At 64.7% G+C, this 20852-nt stretch carries 18 protein-coding genes; 4 read left to right on the forward strand and 14 right to left on the reverse strand.

Annotated elements, in window-relative coordinates:
• Nucleotides 1-52: 52 nt before the first annotated feature.
• From IVB24_RS29305 to IVB24_RS29340, 8 genes are all read right to left on the reverse strand, one after another.
• The gene (locus tag IVB24_RS29305; RefSeq protein WP_247769976.1) at nt 53-643 is read right to left on the reverse strand and encodes an outer membrane beta-barrel protein; all 591 of its coding nucleotides are present in this window, start codon (nt 641-643) and stop codon (nt 53-55) included.
• Between the two features lie 74 nt (nt 644-717).
• Nucleotides 718-942 (reverse strand): hypothetical protein, encoded by a 225-nt coding sequence (locus IVB24_RS29310; protein WP_247769978.1) that lies wholly within the window; start codon nt 940-942, stop codon nt 718-720.
• Nucleotides 943-1196: 254 nt separating this feature from the next.
• Nucleotides 1197-2063 carry an outer membrane protein gene (locus IVB24_RS29315; protein ID WP_247769983.1) on the reverse strand — a complete coding sequence of 289 codons (867 nt, stop codon included), beginning with the start codon at nt 2061-2063 and terminating at the stop codon, nt 1197-1199.
• Nucleotides 2064-2221: 158 nt separating this feature from the next.
• Nucleotides 2222-3739: a tripartite tricarboxylate transporter permease gene (locus IVB24_RS29320; protein ID WP_094972565.1), complete on the reverse strand. Its 1518-nt coding sequence runs from the start codon at nt 3737-3739 to the stop codon at nt 2222-2224.
• A gap of 11 nt (nt 3740-3750) precedes the next feature.
• Complete coding sequence (locus tag IVB24_RS29325; RefSeq protein WP_094972566.1) at nt 3751-4293, reverse strand: tripartite tricarboxylate transporter TctB family protein; 543 nt, start codon at nt 4291-4293, stop codon at nt 3751-3753.
• A 132-nt stretch (nt 4294-4425) separates the two neighbouring features.
• Nucleotides 4426-5400, reverse strand: coding sequence for a tripartite tricarboxylate transporter substrate-binding protein (locus IVB24_RS29330; RefSeq protein ID WP_162308655.1), 975 nt, complete (start codon nt 5398-5400; stop codon nt 4426-4428).
• Nucleotides 5401-5555: 155 nt separating this feature from the next.
• Nucleotides 5556-6353, reverse strand: coding sequence for an enoyl-CoA hydratase/isomerase family protein (locus tag IVB24_RS29335; protein ID WP_094972568.1), 798 nt, complete (start codon nt 6351-6353; stop codon nt 5556-5558).
• 60 nt (nt 6354-6413) lie between these two features.
• Complete coding sequence (locus tag IVB24_RS29340; RefSeq protein WP_247769985.1) at nt 6414-7613, reverse strand: aminotransferase class V-fold PLP-dependent enzyme; 1200 nt, start codon at nt 7611-7613, stop codon at nt 6414-6416.
• Nucleotides 7614-7831: 218 nt separating this feature from the next.
• Between IVB24_RS29340 and IVB24_RS29345 the strand changes: the two genes are divergently transcribed.
• Nucleotides 7832-10840: an FAD-binding and (Fe-S)-binding domain-containing protein gene (locus tag IVB24_RS29345; RefSeq protein WP_247769990.1), complete on the forward strand. Its 3009-nt coding sequence runs from the start codon at nt 7832-7834 to the stop codon at nt 10838-10840.
• On the forward strand, nt 10833-11261 hold the full coding sequence (locus tag IVB24_RS29350) for a heme-binding protein (protein ID WP_247769992.1): 429 nt from the start codon (nt 10833-10835) through the stop codon (nt 11259-11261). The genes IVB24_RS29345 and IVB24_RS29350 overlap by 8 nt, the downstream gene beginning before the upstream one ends.
• Before the next feature lie 176 nt (nt 11262-11437).
• On the opposite strand, the gene IVB24_RS29355 is transcribed toward IVB24_RS29350, so the two are convergent.
• Nucleotides 11438-12220: an enoyl-CoA hydratase/isomerase family protein gene (locus tag IVB24_RS29355; RefSeq protein WP_247769994.1), complete on the reverse strand. Its 783-nt coding sequence runs from the start codon at nt 12218-12220 to the stop codon at nt 11438-11440.
• Nucleotides 12221-12388: 168 nt separating this feature from the next.
• Here IVB24_RS29355 and IVB24_RS29360 point away from each other — a divergent pair, with 168 nt between their 5' ends.
• The gene (locus tag IVB24_RS29360; protein ID WP_247769996.1) at nt 12389-13759 is read left to right on the forward strand and encodes a caspase family protein; all 1371 of its coding nucleotides are present in this window, start codon (nt 12389-12391) and stop codon (nt 13757-13759) included.
• Here IVB24_RS29360 and IVB24_RS29365 read toward each other — a convergent pair.
• The 5 genes from IVB24_RS29365 to IVB24_RS29385 form a co-directional block, all read right to left on the reverse strand.
• The gene (locus tag IVB24_RS29365; protein WP_247769997.1) at nt 13756-15858 is read right to left on the reverse strand and encodes a molybdopterin oxidoreductase family protein; all 2103 of its coding nucleotides are present in this window, start codon (nt 15856-15858) and stop codon (nt 13756-13758) included. The two genes, IVB24_RS29360 and IVB24_RS29365, sit on opposite strands and share 4 nt — an antisense overlap.
• A 219-nt stretch (nt 15859-16077) precedes the next feature.
• A complete protein-coding gene (locus tag IVB24_RS29370) occupies nt 16078-16884 on the reverse strand; it encodes an SDR family oxidoreductase (protein ID WP_247769999.1) in 807 nt (268 codons plus the stop codon).
• Between the two features lie 22 nt (nt 16885-16906).
• Nucleotides 16907-18199, reverse strand: a complete 1293-nt coding sequence (locus IVB24_RS29375) for a TRAP transporter large permease (RefSeq protein WP_140480588.1) — start codon at nt 18197-18199, stop codon at nt 16907-16909.
• The gene (locus tag IVB24_RS29380; RefSeq protein WP_247770001.1) at nt 18190-18744 is read right to left on the reverse strand and encodes a TRAP transporter small permease; all 555 of its coding nucleotides are present in this window, start codon (nt 18742-18744) and stop codon (nt 18190-18192) included. The genes IVB24_RS29375 and IVB24_RS29380 overlap by 10 nt, the downstream gene beginning before the upstream one ends.
• Nucleotides 18745-18809: 65 nt before the next feature.
• Nucleotides 18810-19781: a TRAP transporter substrate-binding protein gene (locus tag IVB24_RS29385; RefSeq protein WP_140480589.1), complete on the reverse strand. Its 972-nt coding sequence runs from the start codon at nt 19779-19781 to the stop codon at nt 18810-18812.
• 292 nt (nt 19782-20073) lie between these two features.
• Between IVB24_RS29385 and IVB24_RS29390 the strand changes: the two genes are divergently transcribed.
• Nucleotides 20074-20850: a cyclase family protein gene (locus IVB24_RS29390; RefSeq protein ID WP_094972579.1), complete on the forward strand. Its 777-nt coding sequence runs from the start codon at nt 20074-20076 to the stop codon at nt 20848-20850.
• The last annotated feature ends 2 nt before the right edge of the window (nt 20851-20852 follow it).

Consider the following 20852-nt stretch of genomic DNA (forward strand, 5'->3'; position numbering starts at 1 on the left):
CAACAGCCCGGCGCTCGCGCCGGGCTTTTGACTTCAAGAGCCATGTGGCGGCTCACGTGCCGCTGAAGCGGTAGTTCAGGCCGAAGCGCAAGACGTTGTCGGTGACGCGCGAGCGATAGCTGACGACCAGCGGCGCGCCGCTAAGCGCGATAACGGGCGTTGTGAGCGAGCCGGACACCGTTCCGAGATCGACATAGAGATATTCGAGCCGGGCGCTCCAATTGTCGGCGAAGGCGCCTTCGACGCCGGCACCCGCGCTCCAGCCGAATTTGGTCGTGCTGCTGCTGAAGCTTGCTGCAACCGGTGTGAACGTTCCGCCGTCTGCGCCGGGGAAGCCGCCGACATTGATTGCGCTGACACTGCCCGAGGTGGAGACGCGGCCATAGGCAAGGCCGCCGGTACCGTAGAGCAGCACACGCGGCGTCACGGCGACGCCGAGCCGGCCGCGGACGGTGCCGAACCAGTCGAGCTTCTGGGTGAGATCGAACGTCACCGGCAGCGCGGGATCGAACGTGTTGTCGCCGCGATGGCCCGGCGTGCAGACGCCGTCCTGCACACCGTCGGGCGCGCCGGCGCACAACGCGTCGAAACGGCCCTTCTGTCCGCCGCCCTGAAAGTCGGCTTCGAGACCGACCACGAACATGTCGCGCTGCCAGTTGTAGCCGATCTGTCCGCCGCCAATGGCGCCGTTGAGATCGAACGCTCCAGCGCTCGAGCTCAGCCTGTGCCGGCCCTGCTGTCGATGAAATTTGCTGTCGTGGAAGAGCGGCCCCAGCCGTAGCCGATATTGATGCCGGCATAGAAACCGCTCCAATTGTAGCCGGGATCCGCGGCCACCGGCGGCGCTTTGGTATAGATGTGCGGCACCGCCAGATCGGCGGCGAAAGCTCGCGGCGCGAGCAGCATGGCGATCGCGGACGCAACCAGCAGAGTTCGTGTCATCAATCTTCCCTCGAGAAACGGCATTGCCTGACCGCGGACGCGAAGATGCGCGAGCGATTCAGTGCGGCAACACTAGGGAAGAGCCGTTCGGCTCGCGTCCTGCGATCGAATGTCGGTCGTTTGGAGGAGCGGCTCGCGATCGCAGCAAGGCGACTGCGGGGCGAGGCCGATCAAAGATCGGACAGAAACGACAAAGCGCGGCACGAGGCCGGGCTTTGCTTGTTGTTTGACGCCTTTGTTGGTTCAGTATCTGCTCAATATCTCGCGACGACCGGACCGCCGAACTGGTAATTGATGCCGGCGCGCAGGATGTGGTCGGTGAAGTGCGACGAGACGTTGGCGTTGATCGTAGAGAGCGGCGCCAGCGTGAACGGACCGGAAGAGAAGCGACCGAGATCCATGTAGAGATATTCGAGCTTGGCGCTCCAGTTCTGGGTGATCTTGCCTTCGACACCAACACCGACGGTCCAGCCCGCACGCGTCGTCGAGTTCGTGCCGATCGAGGCAATCGCGACGCCAGCGGGGGTGAAGCCGGTCATGGTGCCGGTGGTCTTGATCTCACCGAAGGCCAGACCACCGGTGCCGTAGAACAGCACTTTAGGGGTCGCCAGGATGCCGACGCGACCACGAACCGTGCCGAACCACTGGAGGTGCTGATCGACCGTCAGGGTGGTGGAGGTTCCAAGGCCAGCCGGAGCGAACGTCAAACCGGGAAGGCAGGGGCCGCCAGCAATCGTGGTGATCAAGCAGGTCGATGTGGCGCTGCCGCGTTCGCCCGACCACTGCAAGTCGCCTTCGAGGCCATAGACCCAATTGGCGCTCTGCCAGTTATAGCCGGCCTGACCGCCGGCGACGCCGCCATTCATGTCAAACGATGCACCGGTGATGGAGCCGGCTGGAGGCGCAACCGGCACACCCGTTGCCGAATTGACGTAGGAGACGTCGGTCCGCGAGCGGCCCCAGCTGTAACCGGCATTGGCGCCGACGTACCAGCCGGTCCAGCTCCAGACCGGGTCCATCACCGGGGCTTTCACGTAAGGCCGCGCCGCGAGATCGGCAGCCAGTGCACCCGTCGCGAACAGCGACATCGCCGCTGCCATTCCAATCACGATCCGCTTCATGGACAACCCCTCCGCACGATTATGTGATTGGAAACATACGCTAGCTTTGGCCCAAAGGCTGTGCCGCGGCAGCAACATCCCGAAGCAATCGCGGCGTGTAGCAGCCCGGACTACAACGACATCGCCTGCGCATGTCATTGAAATAAAAATACTTATGCTTACGGCGACGTCGCCCTTGTCCGTTGCGTCCATCCGACGCGGGACAGCATGCCGTCGATCACCGGCCAGAACAGCAACACGATCGCCAGTGTCGTGATCGAGCCGACCAGACCGTTCGACCAGAACACCTTGAGGTCACCGCCGGAGCCGATCATCGAGAGGCGGAAGGCATCTTCGGCGCGATTGCCGAGCACGAGCGCGAGGGTGAACGGCGCCAGCGGAATGCCGATCTTCTTGAAGACGTAGCCGACGACGCCGAAACCGAGCATCAGCCAGATGTCGAACATCGCGTTCTGGATCGCATAGGCACCGATCGCGCAGGAGACCACGATCATCGGCGCCACTGCGGCGAACGGCACGCGCAGGATCGAGGCGAAGATCGGCACCGTCGTCAGCACCAGCACGAGGCCGACGACATTGCCGAGATACATCGAGGCGATCAGGCCCCAGACGAAGTCCTTGTGCTCGACGAACAGCAGCGGACCGGGATTGAGACCCCACACCATCAGGCCGCCGAGCAGGATCGCCGCGGTGCCGGAGCCGGGAATGCCGAGCGCCAGCATCGGCAGCAGCGCCGCGGTGCCGGAGGCATGCGCTGCGGTCTCGGGCGCAAACACGCCCTCGATGCGGCCCTTGCCGAAGCTCTCGGGATCCTTCGAGAAGCGCTTGGCGAGGTTGTAGCCCATGAAGGACGCCGCGATCGCGCCGCCCGGGGTGATGCCGAGCCAGCAGCCGATGAAGGAGGAGCGCAGCAGCGTCGCCCAGTATTTCGGCAGGTCCTTCCAGACGCCGAGCACGACGCGGAGCGAAATGCTTGCGGCGTGTCCGCGCAGCGCCAGCCGCTCCTCCATCGTCAGCAGGATCTCGCTGATGCCGAACAGGCCGATGACGGCGACCAGGAAGTTGATGCCGCGGAGCAGCTCGGCCGAGCCGAAGGTCATGCGCAGATTGCCCGACACCGTGTCCATGCCGATGCCGGCGAGCAGCAGCCCCAGCGACATCGAGATGACGGTCTTGTGCTTGGCCTCGCGGCCGAGGCCGACAAAGGAGCAGAAGGTGAGCAGATACACCGCGAAGAACTCGGGCGGGCCGAATTTAAGCGCAAAGGACGAGATCATCGGCGCGAGGAAGGTGATCAAGAGCACCGCGACCAGCGAGCCGATGAAGGACGACGTGAACGCCGCCGTCAGCGCCTCCGCCGCCCTGCCCTGCTGCGCCATCGGATAGCCGTCGAAAGTGGTCGCCACCGACCAGGCTTCGCCGGGAATGTTGAACAGGATCGAGGTGATCGCGCCACCGAACAGCGCGCCCCAATAGATGCAGGACAGCATCACGATCGCCGAGGTCGGATCCATCGTGAAGGTGAGCGGCAACAGGATCGCGACGCCGTTGGGACCGCCGAGGCCGGGCAGCACGCCGACGAAGATGCCGAGCACCAGCCCGACCATCATCAGCACCAGCGTCTTCCACGTCAGCAGGACGGCGAAGCCGTGAAGCAGGAGACCGAAAGCTTCCATCGCGAAACCGCCTAGCGGCCGAAGGCCGCTTCGAGCGGCCCTTTCGGCATGATGACGTCGAAGGCGACATCGAAGGTGACGAACATGATCGCAGTGAACAGGAAGGCGGTAAGCAGCGACTTCCACAGCGCGATCTTGCCGACGAGGCGCATGAAGCCTGAGATCAGCAGGAAGCTCGCGACATAAAGGCCGAGGAACTGCATCACCAGGCAGAACAGCAGCGTCGGCACGAACACCGCCAGCACGCGGCGGGCCTGTGCGCGCGTGACGAAGGTCTCGGACGCCGCACGCCGCGCCAGCAGCGCCACGATCAGGCCGTAGAGGCTGCCGCCGCCGAGGATGACCGAAAGATAGAACGGAAAATAACCGGGTTCGGGCCCGGTCGAATCCCAGGACGCACCGGTGCGCCAATTGTCGTAGCCGAGCGTGGCGGCCAGCGCGAGCAGCAGCAGACAGACGACAATCTCGACCGTGCCGGACGAGACGACGGAAGGCGAGTCGTCTTCAGGCGCGGTCGGATCGTCGACGACGATTTCCAGATCGGTTTGGGACATGCTCTGCCAAATCAAGTTGCGCCGTCATCATCCGCGGAAGCGGATGATCCAGTACGCCGTGCAGAAGCCGTATTCGAGTTCTGTGCAATACTGGATGCCCCGCCTCCGCGGGGCATGACGCGGAGGATGTGCTTACTTCGCGACGAAACCGGCCTCGGTCATCAGCGACTTGTTGACGGCATCATCCTCCTCGAGGAACTTCACCATGTCCTTGCCGGTGAGGAAGATCGGCTTCAGCGCCTGCTTTTCCATGTATTCCTTGTATTCCGCGGTCTGCGTCACCTTGTGGAACAGATCGACATAGAACGCCTGCTGCTCGGCTGTCACCTTGCCGGGCAGGAACATCGCGCGCAGCATCAGATATTGCACGTCAACGCCCTCCTCCTTGCAGGTCGGAATGTCGGCCCAGGACTGGGTGTCCGTCACCTTGGTGGTGTAGGAGATGCGCTCCTTGTCGAAAACGCAGAGTGGACGCACCTGGCCGGCGCGCCAGACTTCGAGGTTTTCGGATGGGTTGTTGACGTTGGCTTCGGTGTGGTTGCCGACCAGCTGGGTCGCGGCCTCGCCGCCGGATTTGTAGGGCAGATAGGAGAATTTTGCGCCGGTCTTCTGCTCGAGGAACACGGTCAGCACGTGATCCTCGCGCTTGGAGCCCGTGCCGCCCATCTTGAACGGCGAACTCGCCGCCTTCGCGGCCGCGACGAACTCCTTCACCGTCTTGGGGCCTGCGCTGTTGTCCCAGAGCACGAACTGGTCGAGCGCGACCACCGAAACCGGGGTCAGCTCACGCCAGTTGAACGGGATCTTGGCCGACAGCGGCAGCATGTAGATCAAGGAATAGGCGATCAACACCTTGTTCGGATCGCCCTCGCTGGATTTCATGTACATCAGCGCTTCCGCACCCGAGGCGCCGCCCTTGAGCGAGACGACGATCGGCTGCTTCATCAGATTGTTCTTCTGGATCGCGGCCTGCATCATCCGCGCCATCTGGTCGGAGGCGCCGCCCGCGCCCGCTGCCACCACGATCTCGACGGGCTTCGCCGGCTCCCAGCCGGCAAATGCCGGCGTGCTCAACAACAGCGCCGTCGCAGCGGCGACGGCTTTCACTGGAATTCGCACGAGTTTCGCCCCCTGATGTTTTTTGAGTTGTAGTGCGGAAGAATTCTATCCCTGCATTGTGCGGACTAAAGCTGACGAGTGCAAGCGGCCGGGCAATTGGGCGCATATGACTTTCGACGGACGACGTCGATAGCGCATGAGCCTCACTTGCCCTTCCAGACCGGCGTGCGCTTGTTGAGGAAGGCGTCCATGCCCTCGCGGAAATCTTCGCTCATATAGGCCTTCAGGATCAGGTCCTCGCCCTCTTCACGCGACAGCGTGCGGCGGATGCGGCGCACCGCTTCCTTGGTCGCTTCCAGCGTGAGCGGCGCGTGGCTGGCGACGAGCTTCGCCGTTTCGTCGGCGCGGCGCTGCAGCGTCTCGACGTCGGGCACGACCTCGTTGAGCAGGCCGAGCGCCAGCGCTTCCGGCGCCTCGACGAGGCGCGCCTTGAAGATCATGTCCTTGGTGCGGGCCGGTCCGACCAGCGCGACAACGCGGCTGATATTGGACATCGACAGGCAATTGCCGAGCGTGCGCGCGATCGGAAAGCCCATGCGTGTCGTCTCGGTGCCGATGCGCAGGTCGCAGCAGGCCGCGATGCCGGCGCCGCCGCCGGTGCAGGCGCCGGCGATGGCGGCGATCACGGGCACGCGGCACTGCTCGAGCGTGCCGAGCACGCGGTCGATGCGCGCCTCGTAGTCGAGTGCGTCCTGCGCGGTCTTGAAGGCGCGGAACTGCGAGATGTCGGTGCCGGAGGCGAACGCCTTGTCGCCGGCGCCGGTCAGGATCAGCGCCTTGATCGAGCGGTCTGCGTTGATCTCCTGGCAGATCTCCGCCATGCGATCATACATGGCGAAGGTCATGGCGTTGCGGGCCTGCGGGCGGTTGAAGGTGATCCGCGCGATGCCGTCCGTGACGGAGTAGAGCAGGTCTTCGTTGGCAGTCGTCGGTGCGTTCATCGCGCGCTCACTTCACTCTTGTTGATCTTGGGCCGGGCGGCCTTCACGCCACCGGAGCCTTTAAGCCACCTGGGCTTTGGTCATCGGCACCACGTCGCGCCCCTTCAGGACGTCCATGGCCGCCAATACGCCGCCGCTCCTGTGCGGGATCTTTGCAAGATCCAGGCCCATCTCGACGCCGGCGAGCGTGCCCATCAGCATCAGATCGTTGAAGTGGCCGATATGGCCGATGCGGAACACCTTGCCCTTGACCTTGTTCAGCCCGGTGCCGAGCGACATGTCGAAGTTTTCCAGTACGACCTTGCGGAAAGCGTCGGCGTCGTGGCCATCCGGCACGCGTATGCCGGTCAGCGCCGGCGAATGGGCGGCAGGATCGATGCACTGCGTCTCCAGGCCCCACACCTTGGCCGCCGCGCGCGTTGCCGCGCTGTGGCGCTTGTGGCGGGTCCAGACGTTCTCCAGCCCCTCCTCTTCCAGCATCTTGACCGCCTCGCGCAGGCCGTAGAGCAAATTGGTGGCGGGCGTATAGGGAAAGGTGCCGAGCTTGTTGAAGTTGATGACTTCCTGCCAGTCCCAGTAGGAGCGCATGCCGGGGTTGGCCTTGGCCACGGCCAGCGCCTTCTCCGAGACGGCGTTGAAGCCGAGGCCGGGCGGCAGCATCAGCCCCTTCTGCGAGCCGGCGACCGAGACGTCGATGCCCCAGGCGTCATGCTCGTATTCCATCGAGCCAAGGCCGGAGATGGTGTCGACCATCAGCAGCGCGGGATGCTTGACGCGGTCGAGCAGCTTGCGCACCTCCAGCGGCGGCGTCACGCAGCCGGTTGAGGTTTCGTTGTGCACGACACAGACCGCCTTGATCGCGTGCTGCTTGTCGGCGACGAGGCGCTTCTCGATCTCGGCGAGGTCGGCGCCGTGGCGCCAGTCGCTCGGGATGAAGTCGACGTCGAACCTGAACTTGTCGGCAATGCCGCGCCACAGCACGGCGAACTGGCCGGTCTCGCACATCAGGAGCTTGTCGCCCGGCGCGAACACGTTGACCATCGCCGCTTCCCAGGCGCCGGTGCCGGACGAGGGGAAGATGATCACGGGCTGCTTGGTACGGAACACCCGCTGCATCGAGGCCAGAACCGCAAAACCGAGCTCGGCGAACTCCGGACCGCGATGGTCCAGCGTCGGCATGTCCATCGCCCGCAGCACCCGGTCGGGCACGTTGGTCGGTCCTGGAATCTGTAGGAAATGCCTTCCACTGTGCACGGTCATCGGCGTCCTTCCCGGTCTTTGAGGCTTATCTTGGAAACGTGTCTTGGCTCGATCGTCGGTCGGCCCGAATTCAGGCTCCCGCGAGCCGCTCGCATATCATTATTCGCCGGGCTTGTCCCTCGCCCGGCGAGGTCCGTCAATGCACAGGAAGCAGGGCTCGCTTGCCAAGGGCCGTGACGGGAGGCAAGACGGTGCCGGCGAACAGGCGAAAGCGGACCATGGCGGCGGAAGTGGCTGGAAAATCACCGGAATCGGCTCAAAAGGACGGACTGGCGGCACGTCTGGCCCGGGAAATCACCGGCGACGTCCTGTTCGACCCCTTCAACCGCGGCCGCTACGCCACCGACGCCTCGTTCTACCAGATCGTGCCGGCAGGTGTGGTCGTCCCTAAGACCATGAACGAGGCCCTGCGGGCACTGGCGATTGCCCACGACGCAGGCCGCAAGGTCACTCCGCGCGGCGGCGGCACCTCGCAATGCGGCCAGACCGTCAATGACGGGATCGTGGTCGATCTGTCGAAGCACCTGAACCGCATCCTGTCGCTCGACGTCGAGGGCCGCACCTGCGTGGTCGAGCCCGGCATCGTGCTCGACGACCTCAACCGCCAGCTCAAGAAGCATGGCCTCTGGTTCCCGGTCGACGTCTCCACGGCTTCGCGCGCCACCATCGGCGGCATGGCCGGCAACAATTCCTGCGGCGGGCGCAGCCTGCGCTACGGCACGATGCGCGACAACACGCTGTCGATGGAGGCCGCGCTGGCGGACGGTACGCTGAGCCGTTACGGCGAGGTCGCACGCGATCTCTCCGGTCTCGACGCGAACGACAACGCACGCGCCCTGTTCCGCGACATGCTCGATCTCGGCGCTCGCGAAGCCGACGAGGTCGCCGCGCGATTTCCCAAGGTGCAGCGCCGCGTCGGCGGCTACAATCTCGATGCGCTGGTGCCGCGCAATGTGCGCAACAACATGGCGCATCTTCTGGTCGGCTCGGAGGGCACGCTGGCCTTCACCACCAAGGTCGAGCTGAAGCTGTGGCCTGTCATCCGCAACAAGGCGCTGGGCGTCTGCCATTTCGGCAGTTTCTACGAAGCCATGGACGCGGCCCAGCACCTCGTCAAGCTCAAGCCGATCGCCGTCGAGCTGGTCGACCGCACCATGCTCGCGCTCGGGCGCGACATCGCGATGTTCAAGCCGATCATCAATGCTGCCATCAGGGGCGATCCGGACGCCGTGCTGGTGGTCGAGTTCGCCGAAGAGGACCAGGCGGACAACCTCCTGCGCCTGAAGCAGCTCGGCGAATTGATGGGCGATCTCGGCTTCGGCTGGAATAACGACAAGCGCAAATGGGGTGGCGTGGTCGAGATCACCGAGCCTGCGCTGCAGGGCGGCATCGCAGATTTCCGCGCGGCCGGCCTCAACGTCATGATGTCGATGAAGCAGGAGGGCAAGCCGGTCTCCTTCGTCGAGGACTGCGCCGTGCCGCTGCCGCACCTCGCCGACTATACCCAGCGGCTGAACGAAGTCTTCGCCAAGCACGGCACCAGCGGCACGATGTACGCGCATGCCTCCGAGGGCTGCCTTCACGTGCGACCCGTGCTGAACCTCAAGCTGGACAAGGACGTCAAGGCGATGCGCGCCATCGCCGAAGAGGCCTTCGCGCTGGTGCGCGAATACAAGGGCTCGCATTCCGGCGAGCATGGCGACGGCCTGGTACGCTCCGAATTCCACGAGACCATGTTCGGCGAGCGTCTCGTTGCCGACTTCCGCGAGGTGAAGCAACGCTTCGATCCCGATGGCACGCTCAATCCCGGCAAGATCGTCGATGCGCCCAGGATGGACGACCGCTCGCTATTCCGCTTCAAGCCAGACTATCGCGTCGGCGAGCTCGAGACGAAGCTCGACTGGTCCGCCTGGCCCGGCGCCGGCGGCGGCTTCCAGGGCGCGGTCGAGATGTGCAACAACAACGGCGCCTGCCGCAAGCTCGAGGGCGGCGTGATGTGCCCGTCCTATCGCGCCACGCGCAACGAGAAGGACGTCACGCGAGGACGCGCGAATAGCTTGCGGCTCGCGATCTCCGGCCAGCTCGGCCCCGGCGCGCTGTCGTCCGACGAGATGATGGAGACGCTCAAGCTCTGCGTCTCCTGCAAGGCCTGCCGCCACGAGTGCCCTGTTGGCGTCGACATGGCGAAGATGAAGATCGAAGTGCTGGCCGCGCGCGCCGCCTCGCATGGCCTGACACTGCGCGACCGCCTCGTCGGTTATCTCCCGCGCTATGCTGGTCTCGCATCGCGGCTGGCGCCGCTCGCCAATCTGCGCAACCGCAGCCCGCTGTTGCGAAAGCTGCTCGAACGCTTTGCCGGCATTAGCGCGCGCCGCGCCCTGCCCGCCTTCCGCAGCGACGTGTTTGCGCCGGCGGCTGAGGTGGTTGGACCTGTTGATGGCCGCGAGGTCGTGCTCTTCGCCGACACCTTCAATCGCATCTATGAGCGCGAGAACCTCGAGGCCGCGCTGCGCGTACTCGCGGCCGGCGGCTATCGCGTGCATCTGCCGAAGGCGGTGAGCGGCAACCGCCCGCTTTGCTGCGGCCGCACCTTCCTCTCCGCCGGACTCGTCGATGAGGCCAGGGTCGAGCTCGATCGTCTCGTGGCCGCCTTTGCGCCCTTTGCAGCGCGTGGCGTGCCGATCGTCGGCCTCGAGCCGAGCTGCCTGCTGACGCTGCGCGACGAGCTCGCTTCGCTCCGCAAGGACGACGACGCCAAGGCGGTCGGCGCGCACGCGCTGACCTTCGAGGAATTCCTGGTGCGCGAGGCCGAGGCCGGAAGGCTGCAACTGCCGCTCGGCACCATCGCCGACAAGGCCGTCGTCCACGGCCATTGCCATCAAAAATCCTTCGGCGCCTTCAAGCCGGTCGAGCAGGTGCTGCGGCTGGTCCCGGGACTTGCAGTCGAGACCATCGAGTCGAGCTGCTGCGGCATGGCGGGCGCCTTCGGCTATGGCGCGGATACCTATGATGCCTCGATCGAGATGGCCGAGCTGTCGCTGCTGCCCGCCGTGCGGCGCGCGGACGCCACGACGCTGGTCGTTGCCGACGGCACCTCCTGCCGGCACCAGATCCAGGACGGCACGCAGCGCGAGGCGCTTCACGTCGCGCGCGTGCTGGCGATGAGCCTCGATCGCACCGAAACCAACTTCACCTCAACTGCTGCAAAGGAAACCAGCCATGGCTGATCTCACCCTCGACACCGCCCGCAAGATCCTCGACGCCGCCTTCGCGAAGGCCGGCGAACTCAAGCTCAAGCCACTGGTCGTCACCATCCTCGACGCGCGCGGCGTGCTCAAGCTCGCCGCGGCGCAGGACGGCACCAGCCTGATGCGCGGCGAGATCGCGCACGGCAAGGCCTATGGCGCCCTCGCGATGGGCATGGGCTCGCGTGCGCTGTTCCAGCGCGCCCAGGAGCAGGCCTATTTCATCGACGCCGTGAACACCATCGCCAAGGGCGCGCTGGTGCCGGTCCCCGGCGGCGTGCTGATCATGGAGGGCACGACCCTGCTCGGCGCCGTCGGCGTCTCCGGCGACACCTCCGACAATGACGAGGCCTGCGCGGTGGCCGGTATCCAGGCTGCCGGGCTGAAAGCCAACGCGGGGTAGTACGTCATTCCGGGGCGCGCCACTTGGCGCGAGCCCGGATTCCATTTCTCCGCGTGGCTTCCTGCACGATGGATTCCGGGCTCGCGCTACGCGCGCCCCGGAATGACGACGGAGGAATGCGGCTACATTCTCTTTGAAAGTCGAACTGAGCTGGTAACTACAGTCTCGTGCCCCGTCTACCTCCCCGTCCAGACCGGCTTCCTCTTCTCCCCGAAGGCCTTCAGCCCTTCCTTCGCATCCTCGGTCATCGCGAGCAGCGCGATCTGGCTTTCGGTGTAGGCGATGCTCTCGTCGAACGACATCGAGGCAATGGCGCGCATGGCGTATTTGCCGCGACGGATCGCGGTCGGGGATTTGTCGACGATGCGGCCGATCAGCCAGTCGACCTTGGCATCCAGCTCGGCCGTGGGCACGACGTAGTTGAGCAGGCCGGCGCCCTGCGCCGTCTTGGCATCGAACGGCTCGCCGGTGAGCGCCCATTCGTTGACGAGGCGCGGCGGCGCTATGGACTGCAGCAGGCTCAGCACCTGCATCGGAAACACGCCGACCTTCACTTCCGGAAGGCCGAACACGACGTGATCGGCCGCAACCGCCATGTCGGTCATGCAGAGCAGGCCCATGCCGCCGGCCATGCAGACGCCGCCGACCCGCGCAATCGCAGGTTTGGTGGCGTTCTGTGACAAACGTAACAGATCGGCATAGTCGACATTTGGTTTGGAATGATCCATTGCGAAAGCCGCGCCGGAATTCTGCAGATCGGCGCCCGCGCAGAACGCCTTGTCGCCCGCGCCCGTCAGCACGATGACGCGGACGTCCTTGTCGTCATGCGCGTCGCGATAGCCTTTGGTGATGCCGGCGATGACCTCGCCGTTCAGTGCATTGCGTTTCTCCGGCCGGTTGATGGTGACCCAGAACGCCTGCCCGCGCTTCTCGGTGACGACTGCAGTGGTGTCGGTCATGGTACGCTCGCTTCCTTGCCATCCGTTTTGCTGCCATTTGCGGCAGGACGGGCGGAGCGTGCAAGGCCAATCTGCAGCGCGGTGTCACCATAGCGTGTGGGCGCAAATTCGCGTGGCGATTGAATTACGGGTGACGGCCGCTATCCTGACTGGAGATTTTGATCACCGATGAGCCATTTCATGCGCGCCGCGATGATGTTGTTGCTGACAGGCCTGCTCGTGCTGGGCGCAAGCCGCGCGGCCGATGCTGCGAAACTGGCGCTGGTGATCGGCAACGCCAGATATCCCGACAACGAATTCGTGCTGAACGACGTCGCCAACGACACTCAGGACGTCACCGAAGAACTGAAGCGCGACGGCTTTGTCGTCGACCGCCAGAGCAATCTCACGGCCGACGCCATGCGGCAGGTGCTGGATCGCTTCTATGCCCGCATCGAGCGCGGCGCGGTGGCACTGATCTTCTTCGACGGTTTTGCCATCCAGTCCAACCGGCAGACCTATTTGCTGCCGGTCGACGCGCAGATCTGGACCGAGCCGGATGTGGCGCGCGACGGCTTCAGCCTCGACAGCATCCTCGCCGAGATGAACACGCGCGGCGCAGCGATCAAGATCGCGCTGATCGACGCCTCGCGCCGCAACCCGTTCGAGCGGCGCTTCCGCCGCTATTCGGCCGGCCTTGCGCCGGCGATCGCGCCGAGCAATTCGCTCGTGCTCTACTCCGCCGCGCTCGGCGCGGTCGCGGCGAGCGGCAAGACCGAGCACGGCCTGTTCGTCGCCGAGCTGCTGCGCGAGATGCGCGCGCCGAACATCAGCGCCGAGCAGGCCCTGACCAACACCAAGAACGGCGTCGTCGCCGCCACCAAGCGCGAGCAGGTGCCGTGGCTGTCGTCCTCGCTGACCACGGAATTCTCGTTCGCAGGCCCGGTGACGCAGCCGCCCGACAACAAGGGCGACGCGACGCCGGCGAAACCCCAGCCGCACAAACCGGCTTGCGAGACGCCGCAGGCAGAGCCGCCTCCGAGCGCCGGCGATCTCGCCAGGGATTCCGTCATCGCCGATCTCAGCCGCAAAATCGCGGCGAACGCCAATGACATCGTCTCGCGCTACAAGCGCGGCCAAGTCTATGCGATCAAGCGCGCGCACGCGCTCGCCATGCAGGATTTCGACGCGGTGATCCGCAGGAATCCCAGGGATGCGCAGGCGCTGAACAACCGCTGCTGGACGCGCGCTGCGACCGGCGACCTGCAGGGCGCGCTGACCGACTGCAATCTGGCGCTGCAGATCGATCCCGGCTTGAGCGATGCGCTCGACAGCCGCGGTCTCGTCAATCTCAAGCTCGGGCGCAACGCGGAAGCGATCAAGGACTACACCGACGCGATCCAGCGCAATCCGCGCTCCTCGTCTTCGCTGTTCGGCCGTGGCATCGCCACCCGCAAGAGCGGCGGCGACGGTGCCACCGACATCGCGTCGGCAAAGTCGATGAACCCTGATATCGCGAAGGAGTTCGCAGGCTACGGTGTCTCGGAGTGCGTGCCTTAAACGGCGAGCGCCTTTTTGATCCAGACCTTGTTGTCGTGGAACGCGGCGCCGCCGATCGGCGCGACGGTTTCGGCTCCGGTCAGCATGTTGATGCCGCGGCCGCCGATGTGGTTTTTGTTGGGATGAACGGACTCCGCGATCAGCACGCCGCGCCGCACGCCATCGAACAAGGTCGCCACCAGCGTGGTCTCGCCCCGGGTATTGCCGAGCGTCACCGCATCGCCGTCGGCGATGTCGAGCGCGGCCGCATCCAGCGGATGGATCATCACGCTCGCCTTGCCCTCGCGCGCCTGTGAGGACGGGGTTTCGTTGAAGGTGGTGTTGAGGAAGCTGCGCGAGGGGCTGGTCGCGAGCCGGAACGGATGGGCCTGATCGGCCTGCTCGATCACAGCCCAATGGTCCGGCAACTCGGGCATGTTGTCGACATCGCCCATGGTCACGCCGAACGGCGGATGCGCCCAGTCGGCCTTGAAGTGGAACTTGCCGTCGGCATGGGCAAAGCCGTCGAGATAATGCGAGGTACGAAAATCCGGTTGCAGGTCGCGCCAGAGGTCGGCCTCGAGGCCGGCGATGTCGCCGTGATTGCTGAGCTTCAGCGTCGCGTCGATCAATTCGCGCGGCGTCATCTCGAAACCCGGATGCCTCGCGCCAAGGCGCGGCGCCAGCGCCTGCAACACCTGATGATTGGAGCGGCATTCGCCGGGCGGGTCGATCAGCTTCGGCCCGACCGAGATGTGCTGGTGGCCGCCGCCGTAATAGAGATCGTCGTGCTCCATGAACATGGTCGCCGGCAGCACGATGTCCGCCATCTGCGCCGTCTCGGTCATGAACTGCTCGTGCACCGCGACGAACAGATCCTCGCGCGCAAAACCCTGCCGGACCAGCGCCTGCTCCGGCGCCACCGTCATCGGATTGGTGTTCTGGATCAGCATCGCCTTGACCGGGCCTTTGCCATGCAGGGCCTCGGCATCGCCGGTGAGGATACGGCCGATCTGGGATTGGTCGAGCGCGCGGATGCTCGGGTCGATCGCGTCGTGACCTTCGATGATAGATTCGTTGAAGTGCCACAGCGCGTAATTGTTGAAGAAGGCGCCGCCGCCTTCATACTGCCAGGCGCCGGTCACCGCGGGAATGCAATTGGCCGCGTGCATCTGCGTGGCGCCATTGCGGCTCCGCGTAAAGCCGTAGCCGAAGCGGAAGAAGGTGCGCTTGGTCTCGCCGACCGCCTTGGCAAAGGCCTCGATCTCGGAAGCCGGTACGCCGCAAATAGCGGACGCCCATTCCGGCGTGCGCGTCGTCAGATGCGCCTCGAGCTCAGCGGGGCAGTCGGTGTACTTGTCCATGTAGGCGCGGTCGGCATAGCCGTCACGGAACAGGACGTGCATGACGCCGCAGGCGAAGGCGCCGTCGGTGCCGGGCCGCAGGATGATCTTGATGTCGGCCTGCTTCATGGTGTCGTTATCGTAGATATCGATCGCCGCGATTTTCGCGCCGCGCTCCTTGCGGGCGCGGGAGGCGTGCGTCATCACGTTGACCTGGGTGTTGACGGGATTGGTGCCCCAGATCACGACGAGGTCGGACAGCGCCATCTCGCGCGGATCGGCGCCGGCGATCTTGCCGGTGCCGATCGCGAACCCGATGCGCGCGACATTGGCGCAGATCGTCTGATAGAAGCGCGAATACTTCTTCACATGCGTGAGGCGGTTGAGGCCGTCGCGCATCACGAGGCCCATGGTGCCGGCATAGTAATAGGGCCAGATCGATTCCGCGCCGAATTCGCGCTCGGCCTGATTGAAGCGATGCCCGATCTCGTCCAGCGCCTCGTCCCAGGAGATCCGCGCGAATTGCCGGGAGCCCTTCGCACCCGTTCGGCGCATCGGAAATGTGACCCGTTCGGGATGATGGATGCGCTCGGCGTAGCGGGCGACCTTGGCGCAGACCACGCCGGCCGTATAGGTCTGCTTTTTCGAACCTCGGACACGGCCGATGCTGCGGCCTTCGACCACCTCGACATCGAGGGCACAGGCCGATGGGCAATCATGCGGACAGGTCGAATGGCGGATTTCGATCTTGCTTTCGATCTTGGCGTGCTGGTTCATGTCCCAGTTCGTAACACCAAAATACCGGCCAGCCGAGCGCATTTATCCGGCACGGCCCATGCGATTTGCACAAGCCGTGCCCGCTGGAACCCGCTGCCGCACCTGCGAAAAGCGGTCCCACCACACCGAAAGGGCGCTGCCTTGAGCGCGTGGTTGACCGGCGCGGACGGGGGCGAGCTGCGCCGGCGCGCGGGCTTTATCGGTGCGGTGCCAAGGGCCTCATTTATGCAGCTGGGTGAGACCGGTCGGCGGACCGTCGACGGCGGTCCAGCCGCCGTCGACGAACAGCGTGCTGCCGCTGACATAGCTCGCGGCGTCCGAGGCGAGATAGGCCACGGCGGTCGCGACCTCGTCGGCGCTGCTCCAGCGGTTGAACACGGTGTGGCCGGCGTAGAGATTGTAAATGTCGGGCCGCTGCTTGAACGGACCGGTCAGCGCGGTCTCGGCGATGCTCGGCGCGATCGCGTTGACGCGCACGCCGGCGTGGCCGACCTCGGAGGCAAAGCCCTTCACCAGCAGGCCGATTGCCGCCTTGGTGGAGCCGTAGACGCCGAGGCCCGGCTCGATGGTGACCGCGCGCACCGACGAGCAGGCGATGATGCTGCCGCCCTTTTGCGCGACCATGATGCGGCCGAACGCCTGGAAGAACCACACCGTGCCCTTGACGTTGAGGTTGAGGACGCGGTCGAGATCCTCCTCGGTGTAGTCGAGGATGGTCTTGCGGATGTTGAGCCCGGGCGTCGTCACGGCGATGTCGAGCCGGGGAAATTTCTGCATCACCGTTTTGGCCAGCGCACTGACGTCCGCAGCGCTCGCGGCGTCACAGCCGGCTGCTTCCGCCCAGCCACCCTTGTCGCGAATGCCGGCGGCGGTTGCCTCCGCGGCGTCAAGCGCGCGATCGGCGCAGACGATTCGGGCCCCGAGCCCAGCCAGCGCCTCGGCCGACGATTTGCCGATGCCCGATGCGGCGCCGAGCACCACGGCCGTCTTGCCGGTGAGATCAAAGAGCTTGCGATAGTCAGTCACTGATGGCTTCTCCTGTAGCTTGCTAGCCCTTGTAACCCATCAGCAGGCGCGGCAGCCACAGCGAGAATGCGGGGACGTAAGTCACGAACATCAGGGCTGCGATCAGCGCGGTGTAGAACGGCAGGATGGTGCGCATCACCGCGCCCACCGAGATTCCGCCGATGGCGCAGCCTACGAACTGGGTGGTTCCGACCGGCGGGGTGTTGAGCCCGAGGGCACAGTTGATCAGCATCAGCATGCCGAACTGCACCGGATCCATGCCCGCCTTCATCGCGATCGGCAGGAAGATCGGCGTGCAGATCAGGATCGTCGCCGCCATGTCCATGAAGGTGCCGAGCACGAACAGGATGACGTTGATGAGCAGGAAGATGACCCAAGGCTGCGTCGAGACCTTGCCCATCAAGTTGCCGGCGAGATCAGCCACCTCGTAGAGCCCCATCAGATACTGGAACATGGTGGAGACGCCGATCAACAGCAGCACCACGCCCGTCGTCTTCACCGCCTTGGCGGCGGCACGCAGGAAGTTGCTCCAGGTCATGGTGCGGTAGATGAAGAACGTCAGCAGCATCGTATAGGTGACCGCGACGGCTGCGGATTCAGTTGCCGTGAAGACCCCGGACAGGATGCCCGTCAGGATGATGCCGACGATCAGAAGGCCGGGCAGCGCCGCCGCAAGCGAGCGGAAAACCTCGGCCCAGCCCGGAAACTTGCCGGCCGGATAGCCTCGCTTCACCGCCACGCCGTAAGCGGCGACCAGCATGCACGCCATCAGCACGATCGCCGGCAAAAGGCCGGCGGCGATCAGCGCGCCGATCGAGACCTTGCCGCCGGCGGCCAGGGCATAAATGATCATGTTGTGGCTGGTCGGCATCAGGGCGCCCACCAGCGAGGCATGGGTTGTGACGTTGACGGCGTAGTCGGTGTCGAACCCCTCCTTTTTCATCATCGGGATCATCACCGCGCCCATCGCCGACACGTCGGCCACGGGCGAGCCGGAGACGCCGCCGAACAGCGTGCAGGCGACCACGTTCGACATGCCGAGCCCGCCGCGGATGTGCCCGACGAGATTCTTGGCGAGCTGCACGATCTTGTCGGCGACCCCGCCATGCAGCATCAACTCACCGCTGAAGACGAAGAACGGGATGGCAAGGAACGAGAAGATGTTCATCCCCGACATCATCTGCTGGAAGATGACGGCGACCGGCAGGCCTTCGTAGAAGATGGTGCAGATCGCCGAGAGGCCGATCGCGAAGGCGACGGGGACGCCGAGGATCAGAAAGCCGAAGAAGGAAGCTCCGAGAATGATCAGTTCCATGAGGGAACAACCTCTTCGCCGCGCAGCACAGCAATGATGTGCTCGATTGAAAAGGAGACGATCAGGACGCCGGAGGCGATCAACGGGACGTAGCGGACGACCTCGGGAAGGCCGAGATTGGGGATCTTCACGGTCCCGACGGATGCGCCGAGAATCCAGCCGTTATAGGCCATCGCGACGCCAAACGCGGCCACCAGGACGTGAATGATGAGCTCGATTTTCTCTCGCGCACGATCCGGCAGCATCACCAGCAGGCTGTCCATTCCGATGTGTCCGGCATCGCGCACGCCGACGGCGGCGCCGATCAGCGTGACATACAGGATGAGAACCAGCGCAAGGTTCTCCGTCCAGGTCGGGCTCGAATTGAGCACGTACCGGCCGAACACCTGGTAGAATACGACGGTGACGATGAGGAGCAGTCCGCTCACGGACAGATACATGCCCGCACGCGCGACGACGGCATTGACGCTTGACAGCAAGCCGGTCGCCGGCCGTGCGGCGGCGACCGCCCCCTGCTCGTGGTCTGCGACGTGTGGATCTGTCATTCCCGCGACTCCTTGCGAGCGGCCCGGTGCCGCCTCCGTGGCAACGCCGGACCGACGCCGTGGTCCTACTTCGTGTCCTGGATACGCTTGACGAGGCCCTGCAGCTTCTCGTCGCCGGCGAACTTCTGGTACACCGGCTTCATCGCGTCGACGAACTCCTGCTTGTTGGCGATCGTGACGACCTGAACGCCGGCGGCCTCGACCGTCTTGCGGGACGCCTGCTCGCGCTCGTCCCAGAGCTTGCGCATGACCGGCACCGACTCCTTGGCCGCTTTGCGGATGATGGCCTGATCCTCCTTGCTCAGCGTGTCCCAGACCTTCTTGGACATCACCAGAACTTCGGGCGCCAGGGAGTGCTCGGTGATGTTGTAGAACTTGGCGGCCTCGAAATGGCGCGACGACTCATAGGAGGGCCAGTTGTTCTCGGCGGCATCCACTAGGCCGGTCTTGAGCGCGGTATAGACCTCGCCATACGGCATCGGCGTCGGGTTGGCGCCGAGGCTCTGGATCATGCCGACCCACAAATCGGACTGCTGGACGCGAATCTTGAGGCCCTTCAGGTCCGCGAGCGACTTTACCGGCGCCTTGACGGTGTAAATGGACCGGGCCCCGCTATCGTAATAGGCAAGCCCGACCAATCCAGCGGGCTCCATGGCCGCCAGGATCTCATCGCCGATCGGCCCGTCGAGGACAGTGCGCATGTGCTGTGTGTCCCGGAAGACGAACGGCAGGCACAATGCAATGGTTTCCGGCACGAAATTATTGAGCGGCGACGCGTTGATCCGCATCATGTCGAGTGCGCCGATCTTGAGTTGCTCGATGGTGTCCTTTTCGGAGCCCAGGGCTCCGTTCGGAAACACCTTTACGCCGAGCTTGCCGCCGCTCGCCGTCGCGAGCTGCTTGCCCATGAACTTGACGGCCTCGACGGTCGGATAATCTGCGGGATGGATGTCGGCGGAGCGGAAGTCGCGTGCGGTCGCCAGTGGCGCTGAGAGCACCAATGCAACGGCTGCGATGATACCGGTGAGTGTCTTCATCTGGGCTTCCTCCTGGTTGATTATGTCGTTGTCGGCAGGCTGCAGGCCGCCTTGGGTCGCCCCCCCTTCAGGTGTGAAGTTAAGCGCCAATGTCGTCCCTAGGGCGCGTGGCATTCCATGTCCAAGCCAAATCCGGCATTGATCGATGCAGCAGTTGCATCGATCAATCTGGCGCAATTCGCGCCATTGCGGAAGACGGCGGGACGGCTTGCGTCGCCAGTACATGACTTGACGCGACCAAGAGAGGCCCCTCAAGATGTCCGAAACAGCGGACTATCTCGAAGGAATACCCATGCCGCGGAAGCTGATCGATATCTCGGTCCCGCTCAGAAACGACGTGACGGCCGATCCGCCCGGCAATCACCCGACCATCCAGTACATCGATCACCAGCAGGGCCTGCCGCGCATGCTGCAGTTTTTCGACGGCCTCGAGGCGGAGGATTTGCCTGACGGACAGGGCTGGGCCGTCGAGCAGGTTTCGCTGTCGACCCATAACGGCACGCATCTCGATGCACCCTGGCACTTCCATCCGACCATGAACCGCGGCGAGCGGTCATGGACGATCGACGAGGTGCCGCTGGAATGGTGCCTCCAGCCCGGCGTGAAGCTCGACTTCCGGCATCTGCCCGACGGCTACGTGGCAAGCGCCGACGACATCGAGAAGGAGCTGAAGCGCATCGGGCACACGCTGTCGCCGCTGGAGATCGTGGTCGTCAACACCAGCGCCGGCGCCAAATTCGGTCAGGCCGACTACGTCAATTCCGGCTGCGGCATGGGCTATGAGGCCACCATGTATCTGCTCGAACGCGGCGTGCGGCTGACCGGCACCGACGGCTGGAGCTGGGACGCGCCGTTCTTCTACACCGCGAAGAAATACGCCGAAACAAAAGACGCCGGCCTGATCTGGGAGGGGCACAAGGCGGGACGGCACATCGGCTATTGCCATCTGGAGAAGCTGCACAATCTCGACCAGCTGCCCTCGACCGGCTTCACCGTCTCATGCTTTCCGGTGAAGGTCGAACGCGCCTCGGCGGGCTGGACCCGAGCGGTCGCCATCATCGACAGTTAGGC

This window comes from Bradyrhizobium sp. 192 (assembly GCF_023100965.1).
Lineage (GTDB): Bacteria > Pseudomonadota > Alphaproteobacteria > Rhizobiales > Xanthobacteraceae > Bradyrhizobium > Bradyrhizobium symbiodeficiens.

Excerpts from the sequence above, each read along its gene's own strand:
- IVB24_RS29360 (WP_247769996.1), top strand. The coding sequence starts at position 12,389 with ATGAGCCATTTCATGCGCGCCGCGATGATGTTGTTGCTGACAGGCCTG.
- IVB24_RS29350 (WP_247769992.1), top strand. The coding sequence starts at position 10,833 with ATGGCTGATCTCACCCTCGACACCGCCCGCAAGATCCTCGACGCCGCC.
- IVB24_RS29310 (WP_247769978.1), bottom strand. The coding sequence starts at position 942 with ATGACACGAACTCTGCTGGTTGCGTCCGCGATCGCCATGCTGCTCGCG.
- IVB24_RS29325 (WP_094972566.1), bottom strand. The coding sequence starts at position 4,293 with ATGTCCCAAACCGATCTGGAAATCGTCGTCGACGATCCGACCGCGCCT.
- IVB24_RS29355 (WP_247769994.1), bottom strand. The coding sequence starts at position 12,220 with ATGACCGACACCACTGCAGTCGTCACCGAGAAGCGCGGGCAGGCGTTC.
- IVB24_RS29315 (WP_247769983.1), bottom strand. The coding sequence starts at position 2,063 with ATGAAGCGGATCGTGATTGGAATGGCAGCGGCGATGTCGCTGTTCGCG.
- IVB24_RS29320 (WP_094972565.1), bottom strand. The coding sequence starts at position 3,739 with ATGGAAGCTTTCGGTCTCCTGCTTCACGGCTTCGCCGTCCTGCTGACG.
- IVB24_RS29375 (WP_140480588.1), bottom strand. The coding sequence starts at position 18,199 with ATGGAACTGATCATTCTCGGAGCTTCCTTCTTCGGCTTTCTGATCCTC.
- IVB24_RS29335 (WP_094972568.1), bottom strand. The coding sequence starts at position 6,353 with ATGAACGCACCGACGACTGCCAACGAAGACCTGCTCTACTCCGTCACG.
- IVB24_RS29305 (WP_247769976.1), bottom strand. The coding sequence starts at position 643 with ATGTTCGTGGTCGGTCTCGAAGCCGACTTTCAGGGCGGCGGACAGAAG.
- IVB24_RS29365 (WP_247769997.1), bottom strand. The coding sequence starts at position 15,858 with ATGAACCAGCACGCCAAGATCGAAAGCAAGATCGAAATCCGCCATTCG.
- IVB24_RS29385 (WP_140480589.1), bottom strand. The coding sequence starts at position 19,781 with ATGAAGACACTCACCGGTATCATCGCAGCCGTTGCATTGGTGCTCTCA.
- IVB24_RS29380 (WP_247770001.1), bottom strand. The coding sequence starts at position 18,744 with ATGACAGATCCACACGTCGCAGACCACGAGCAGGGGGCGGTCGCCGCC.
- IVB24_RS29340 (WP_247769985.1), bottom strand. The coding sequence starts at position 7,613 with ATGACCGTGCACAGTGGAAGGCATTTCCTACAGATTCCAGGACCGACC.
- IVB24_RS29390 (WP_094972579.1), top strand. The coding sequence starts at position 20,074 with ATGCCGCGGAAGCTGATCGATATCTCGGTCCCGCTCAGAAACGACGTG.
- IVB24_RS29345 (WP_247769990.1), top strand. The coding sequence starts at position 7,832 with ATGGCGGCGGAAGTGGCTGGAAAATCACCGGAATCGGCTCAAAAGGAC.